Source organism: Methylophilus sp., assembly GCF_035460085.1.
In the GTDB taxonomy this organism is placed as follows: Bacteria; Pseudomonadota; Gammaproteobacteria; order Burkholderiales; family Methylophilaceae; genus Methylophilus.
This window is the reverse complement of record NZ_DATHWZ010000064.1, coordinates 1-6,370: the sequence shown is the minus strand read 5'-3', so window position 1 is coordinate 6,370 and position 6,370 is coordinate 1. Positions and strand designations below refer to the sequence as shown.

Annotated in this window: 9 protein-coding genes; all 9 read right to left on the bottom strand. The window is 50.2% G+C overall.

Features of this window, described 5'->3' with window-relative positions; translation table 11 throughout:
- Positions 1-53 precede the first annotated feature (53 nt).
- The 9 genes from VK958_RS09630 to VK958_RS09590 all read right to left on the bottom strand — a co-directional run bounded on the left by VK958_RS09630 (position 54) and on the right by VK958_RS09590 (position 6,164).
- Positions 54-407 carry a hypothetical protein gene (locus VK958_RS09630; RefSeq protein WP_325240974.1) on the bottom strand — a complete coding sequence of 118 codons (354 nt, stop codon included), beginning with the start codon at positions 405-407 and terminating at the stop codon, positions 54-56.
- A gap of 947 nt (positions 408-1,354) precedes the next feature.
- A complete protein-coding gene (locus VK958_RS09625) occupies positions 1,355-1,828 on the bottom strand; it encodes a hypothetical protein (protein WP_325240973.1) in 474 nt (157 codons plus the stop codon).
- Between the two features lie 241 nt (positions 1,829-2,069).
- The gene (locus tag VK958_RS09620) at positions 2,070-2,579 is read right to left on the bottom strand and encodes a DUF1648 domain-containing protein (protein ID WP_325240972.1); all 510 of its coding nucleotides are present in this window, start codon (positions 2,577-2,579) and stop codon (positions 2,070-2,072) included.
- A gap of 271 nt (positions 2,580-2,850) precedes the next feature.
- A complete protein-coding gene (locus tag VK958_RS09615; protein WP_325240971.1) occupies positions 2,851-3,150 on the bottom strand; it encodes a hypothetical protein in 300 nt (99 codons plus the stop codon).
- Between the two features lie 31 nt (positions 3,151-3,181).
- On the bottom strand, positions 3,182-3,676 hold the full coding sequence (locus tag VK958_RS09610; protein ID WP_325240970.1) for a hypothetical protein: 495 nt from the start codon (positions 3,674-3,676) through the stop codon (positions 3,182-3,184).
- Positions 3,677-3,754: 78 nt separating this feature from the next.
- Complete coding sequence (locus tag VK958_RS09605; RefSeq protein WP_325240969.1) at positions 3,755-4,114, bottom strand: VOC family protein; 360 nt, start codon at positions 4,112-4,114, stop codon at positions 3,755-3,757.
- A 446-nt stretch (positions 4,115-4,560) separates the two neighbouring features.
- Positions 4,561-4,875, bottom strand: coding sequence for a hypothetical protein (locus VK958_RS09600; RefSeq protein WP_325240968.1), 315 nt, complete (start codon positions 4,873-4,875; stop codon positions 4,561-4,563).
- Positions 4,872-5,252, bottom strand: a complete 381-nt coding sequence (locus VK958_RS09595; RefSeq protein WP_325240967.1) for a hypothetical protein — start codon at positions 5,250-5,252, stop codon at positions 4,872-4,874. Before VK958_RS09595 ends, VK958_RS09600 begins: the two co-directional genes overlap by 4 nt.
- A 396-nt stretch (positions 5,253-5,648) precedes the next feature.
- A complete protein-coding gene (locus tag VK958_RS09590; protein ID WP_325240966.1) occupies positions 5,649-6,164 on the bottom strand; it encodes a hypothetical protein in 516 nt (171 codons plus the stop codon).
- Between the last annotated feature and the right edge of the window lie 206 nt (positions 6,165-6,370).

Genomic DNA, 6,370 nt, shown 5'->3' with positions numbered 1-6,370 from the left:
AGCACGACGCGTGACAGCTGTGGTCATTGTCTGTAACGACTGGTTAGCCGTTTTCATATAACTGGACGCATATCTTTGAGAATAGCAGCCAACTTTCGGATCAGAGACTCATCTGCACTTTGAAGCGAAATGTAACCAAGTGAATTCTCCCAATAGATGCCGAATCGCCTGTCTCCAGCACTGAAATGATGCACTACGAAGTCTTCGAAAGGCTCTTCTTTGGGCTCAGAAATAAGTCTCACTTCCAAGTGCGGCCGCCAAGTATCAATCATCCAGCGCACGATTTTTCGATAGGGAAGTTCGTCGATACAATGTTCTGGATGCCAATAGACGACCATAGACATTTCTTCTGATCGACTGACGTCGATAGAGGATTCAACCATCAGGCCTATGTCTTGCTCGGGCATGTTTTTTGGCTAACGTTACAGATCAGACGCGCTCGGGCGAATGACCAAAAGGGATCGAGCGTAGTGGGGACGCACAAAAAACGGGCAGCTCCCGAGCGTTGTCTGTAACGACTGGTTCGGCGCTGTGGTTTGATTTAGTAAGATGGAGAGTTTCATGCGGCTAATCACGTCGCCCACTGGTGACCATGTAGCACTCGCCAGCCGGACGGCGCGAGCCGCACAATCCAGATATGTCCGTATAATCTGCCCGTGCGAACCTCCGGACCGAACTCACCGTCTTCGACATATATGATGGGCTCATCGGTCTTTGCCTCAACGGCTTCGACAATCGATTTGATATCCGAACTCGGTAATTGTGATCGAATTTCCATGTTTCTTTGCCGAACGCTCAAGGTCAGACACGGCTCGCGCTGGCGCGGAGCGTGCTGCTCGGAGCACGATCCGTGACAGTGCGGGTCGTTGTCTGTGGCGTCTGGTTCGGCGTCTTATTTCTTTCCTCTTTCATGAATGTGGAAGGCAAAACCAATGAGACAAAATAGGAATGGGAAGATATACCAGAATACATGTTCCGATCGATTGATCTCTCGCGAGTTGTATTTGGATAACGATTCCCCTGTGAATATTTGAAGCGTAATCCAACCAGTAGCTATCGCAGCTCCTATAAAAAACTGGGTGGACCATGGTGTCTTTTTTTCTGGGGCTTCGCTCGCCTGTTTCTTGCGCTGTTTCTTCACCTTCGAATTGGTATGTTTTGCCGAACAGTGTTATTCACACAGACTCAATCGGGCTTTGCGCGGAAACTGACTGGCTGGTTTAGGAGGAGTCGGGGTAGGGCCAGAACTCGCTAAGGTTTTGATCATCACTGGGTGTTTTTGAGCGGTTGGCGAAGGTAAGGCTTTACGCGGTGTTTGCGCGTGCCGGTGAAAGCCTTACTGCGCTCTGGCTCCTTACGCAGTGAGCGGGGGCGGGGTGTTTTCGTTCAGGGCGGTTTTCAGGGTCTTGAATCCGCTGAAGAGCGAGTAGAGCACGTAGGCGTGAAAGGCGACCGGGAGCCAGTCTTGGAAATAGACATAGATCAGGCCGTCAAAGAGGTAGAGGATGCCGCCGGTGATGAAGGCCCAGAGGTGGCCTTTCTGCGCAAAAAAACCGAGGGCGATGAATACGCCGATGGCCATCACGTCCAGGATGAGCGCGATGGCCATGATCTCGCGGAACACGGCGTCAGCTACCAAGGTGAAGCCAAGCCCCACGATGAAGGAGGTGTCGGACCCGCTGTGGATGAGCACGGTGTTGACGATGGACAGGCCGGCAATCCACCAAAACCACCGGGCGGAGCCGATGACTCCGGGCGTGGCTTTGGCGATGGCGGCGCGGTTGGATTGGGAGGCGGCTTCAGGTGTCGGCTGGGTGAATTCAGACATGAGTAAGAGGAGCTGGGAGCTTGGAGCTATGAGCTAGGAGTTGGAAACTTGGAACTGAGAGCGATGAGCTGGAAGCGGACGGCGATAAAGGGCCGCTTGATTGTGATGAGCGGGGCAGTTTCAACGGGGGCAAGCAAGCTGCATCTGGTTGCGCGGAAGGTAACTCAGCGTGGGCACTAAAAAGCCCCGACGGAGTCGTCGGGGCTTCAGTTGCGAAGGGAATGGGCTTGCTTGGCAGGACTCAGTCGCGCTTGGGTTTCTGGAAGAAGCGGATGAGGAGGAAAATCCAGATAATGATACCGCTGATGAAGCCGACGGTGGCGACTTGGAGGACACGTGCGGCCAGCGGAGCGGCGTCGGCTTGGTTGGCGGCGACGATGAAGTGGTTGACCGTTGCGAGGAAGGCCAGAACCAGCGTGCCGAGCCAGAATGCCTGATAGAAAATATGGTTCAGGGCGGCGGGGCGGTTGACGGGTTTCTGCCAGTAAGCCTGGTTCGGGATGCTCAGGCGGGCTTTGGGAAACCAACGGATGCCGTAGCACAGGCCGATGATGAAGGCCGACATGCCGAGGCCGAGACCGATGAAACTAAGGATGTGGGCGTCGCGGGACATCCATCCATCGGCTTGTCCGGCGGCATTGAAGTGTGTGGCGACCTTGGGCGGCAGGTTGCCGGCGGTCAGCCAGATGTGTGCGACGAAAAACGGCAGCGCGCCAAGCCAGACGAAAAGCGGGAAACGGGAGGATTGCATGGAGAGAGTGGGGAATGACGAATACCGAAACCTTCCCCTTTGGCTAGGCCGTGTTTTTGAAATAAGCTGGGTCAGCGTGAGCGAGAAAGGGGGCTCGACCAAGGCGGCCGAGCTAGAGGCGGGCCAACGGCCCATGTCACCGAGGGCAACGCCGGGCCAATGCCCTTTCTCGCCTCACTCGTAGACCTCCAGCGATGGCTTGGTTTATTTCAAAAACACGGACTGGAGGTTGTTTGGTAAATCTGACGACTGGTTCGGCTCCGTGATTTTATCAGGTATAGCCTTGTGATTTAGCGATTAGAAAGACGCTAACCGAGTAAAGTAAGGGGGCAATCAAAGCTGCTGAAATTATAGGAATCCACATCTTTTTCGTTCCTCCTTTTAACGTCACGTATGCAGCTGAATGAGCGATGATGAAAATCGGGCTGGCGATCAGCGGATAAATAATAAGACCGAGATCCATAGAACGATCATGCGTTTGCCAGAGAAATGAAAGCGCCCAATATGCACCAAGGAGTGCCAAAACTAAGGCTGGTATGAATGAAGCCGCCCACGTGCCGATTTTTTTCATTTTATTGCCGAACGTTTGAGATCCGACGCGATTATGGCTGGTTAGGCTCCGTTTTATTTTCTTCTGTTATGTAGGCTGCGAGAGCTTGGTAGTCTATTTTAGTAATACTTCCCGGTTTCTTAATGATCGTGAAGTCGGGAATGGGCTCCAATGCCCCCTTTATGAGCATGTAACCGTCAAGAGTCTCTTTGGTTTTATCGTTTACGATTTCAAATACTTCTTTAGCCCCATTTTTATCCAAATCGTGCAGTAGATACGCACAGCCTTCAGCTCCTGACCATGGGTTAATCTCGCCAATTTCGCCACGAATTACGGGCACAGTGTATGTAGGCTTACTATCTTTAAGATCCTTATGAGAGACTAAGTAGGTAGTTAAGTCGGAGCGACTTTCCTTATATCGAATCAATTTTACCGCGCCATTGCGAAACCACAGGGTATTCCCGACTGCATTTACGGATCGGGTGATTTCTGCCTGGGAACCGGTGAAGCTAAGTGCGATCAATGCAATGATTATAAGTCGTTTCATGGTTTTGCCCAACGTTAAAGATGAGACGTGACGGGGAAAAACGGCATTGTCTCTGGTATCTGGTGAGTTCCGTGGTTTTCATTTTTTCGGTTGGCTAAGCTCCACGCGGTGACCGTAAGGATCATCCAATACCGCTCTTAATCCCCATTCGGAGTCTTTCAGTGGTGAGATAATCTTCGCGCCTTTTTCTTCCAGCACGCGAAGAACTGCAGCGGCATCGCTAACCTGAAAACCTAAGCGAACGTTTTTGGTCGAAGCCTCTTCCGAAACCTGTGGGTAAAGCTCGAATACCGACGAACCTAACTCAGCGGCATAGTGCTCCGGACCTTTTCCGTGAGCGTGCTTCGTGAACGACAGTCCAAAACCTGAATAAAATGCGGCGGCTTGTTCGATGTCAGGCACACGCAAAACAACTAAGTTTAAAGTAACAGTGTTCATTATATTGTCCAATGCTTTAGATCGGACATGACCGCAGCACGACACGTGACAGCTGTGGTCATGTCTGTAACGACTGGTTCGGCGTAGTTTTGTTTTTTGTCATTTCTGAATCACGTCAGCAGGAAATCGCGGATTAATGAATAAATTCCATAAAAGAGAACCCCGATGGCTACAATCGAGGCAATCCACCACAATATTGCTGTCCGTAGGGAATCCGATCTAGGGATTTCGCCGCGCCAATAAATAATTCGAGTGCACATCGGGCTTATTTGCGTGGTCTCAGCAGAGGATAGTAACGTGCGGACCCGATGGTCGAATTCTTCGGAAGTAAGCGAAATACTTATTTCTTCATCATCGAATTGAGGAGTGGCGGGCTTCATGATTTTTCGAACGTTATCGGTCAGTCATCGTCATGGTCTGTAACGACTGGTTGGGTTCCGTGGTTTTCAATTCTTCTTAAACTTAAATACGCCTTCTCCGGGAATAAATATCTCATTCTCGTCGATTGCGATCTCCACTGCGGTGCTGCTGATGCTGCGCTTGAATATGGTGTTTTCTTCTCTGTCGTAAACATATACTTTGCCTGGGCCTCCGTAACTACTTCCTGGCATGATGCTAGAACTTGGGGCCGAATAAACCTCAAATCGAAAACCTGAGGGCTCATGTTTTTGCTGATAAAGGAGGCTTTTTTTGTCCGGCGAGCATCCAATGATTACGAGTATCAGGATGGCTAAAGATAGTAGAATGCCCCGTTTTTTCATTTTACTGCCGTTGCTGTGATCTTCTTCTGATTTTCGGAGGAACGAACCATGTCTTCGATCACTCGAATAATAAGACTAATCTTCTCGTGATTCTCTTTCGTCTCTCGAATGAGCAAGGCGTGACCGTCATAAGCAAGCGACGACTCTTCAGATCCCAATCGAATCCCGTATCGTGCGAAAAAAATCTGACTGGATGGAGTGAAGTCCACAAATGAGCCCGGTGACTTCCGCATCTCCTCTTGCGCTGCAATTTCACCTTCGGGATATGCGTAACGAATAAAGTCCACGGCGCTCTTCGAGACTGGGTAAACACGCACTTCAGTCGCGGCGCATAGCGTCGACGCGGACAATATAATGGCGATGATAATGCGTTTCATGATTTTGCCGAACGTTAAAAGTCAGACATTTCGAGCTCTGGCCCACAAAGCGGCTCAGCCGCGACTGGGACAGTCCTCGAAATTGTCTGTAGTGCCTGGTTCGGCGCTGTGGTTTGAGTTTTATAACCTGTGGAATTCATTCGCGTGGGTTCAGGCTACATCGGAATGGCAGATAATTTTGCATGCGCGAAGTAGCAGGCAACTACTACAATATGAATCAAGAGGACGACGTATGACGGGACGATGAGGACGAGCAATAATGCGCCAAAAAATATGGCCCAATAAATACCAATCTTTCTCCATCCCATTTCGGATCTGTAAAGCAGCGTTCCAACTATGAGGGCGATAAGAAGCAGGAATGTCATCTTTTGTGTATTCTTTGCCGAACGCTTCAGATCAGACACGACTCGCGCTGGCGCGGAGCGTGCTGCTCGGAGCACGATCCGTGACAGTGTGGGTCGTTGTCTGTGGCGCTTGGTTCGGCGCCGTTTTGTCTTCGAATAAAATTCCGAGCTCTTTTATATAGCCGCTTCGCTTCCACTGCTCAAATGCTGCCCAATCCCATAGAACATGTCGTCCGTCTAGCATGCTCAAAACATGATAGCTTTTCGTTCCGTCTGGATATGTGAGCTCTATGTAGCTTGAAAAATAGCGCACTGAGCCATTCAGTCCTTCTTTTACTTCAGGGCGATCATCGTTGGCTACGTCTGTGAAGTATCTATAGTAGAACCTGTCGCCTTTTATTTCGATGATGCTTCCAGCAAACCAGTTCTTGTTTGGGTTCGGAACGTATTTTCGAAATACAGGCAAGTGCACGAGTGCGACTTCTTCACTCGGTGGAATTGGTTTATACTCGGCACTTGCTGAGCAAATAACGGGCAGAATAAGCAAAAGTGGTATGAGCTTTTTCATTTTACCGAACGTTCTGGGTTAGGCATGCGGACCCTGTGCTATCGAATTTATGGAGAGCTTAAACCGCATTGTCTGTAGCCGCTGGTTGGGCTCCGTGGTTTTCATTCTGTGAGGGAGAATGGTTCTGCTGAGAACACAATATATATCACGGCTTCGCTCGATCCCGCAGGCGTAACGATGAAAATATCATCATAATACTGATGGAA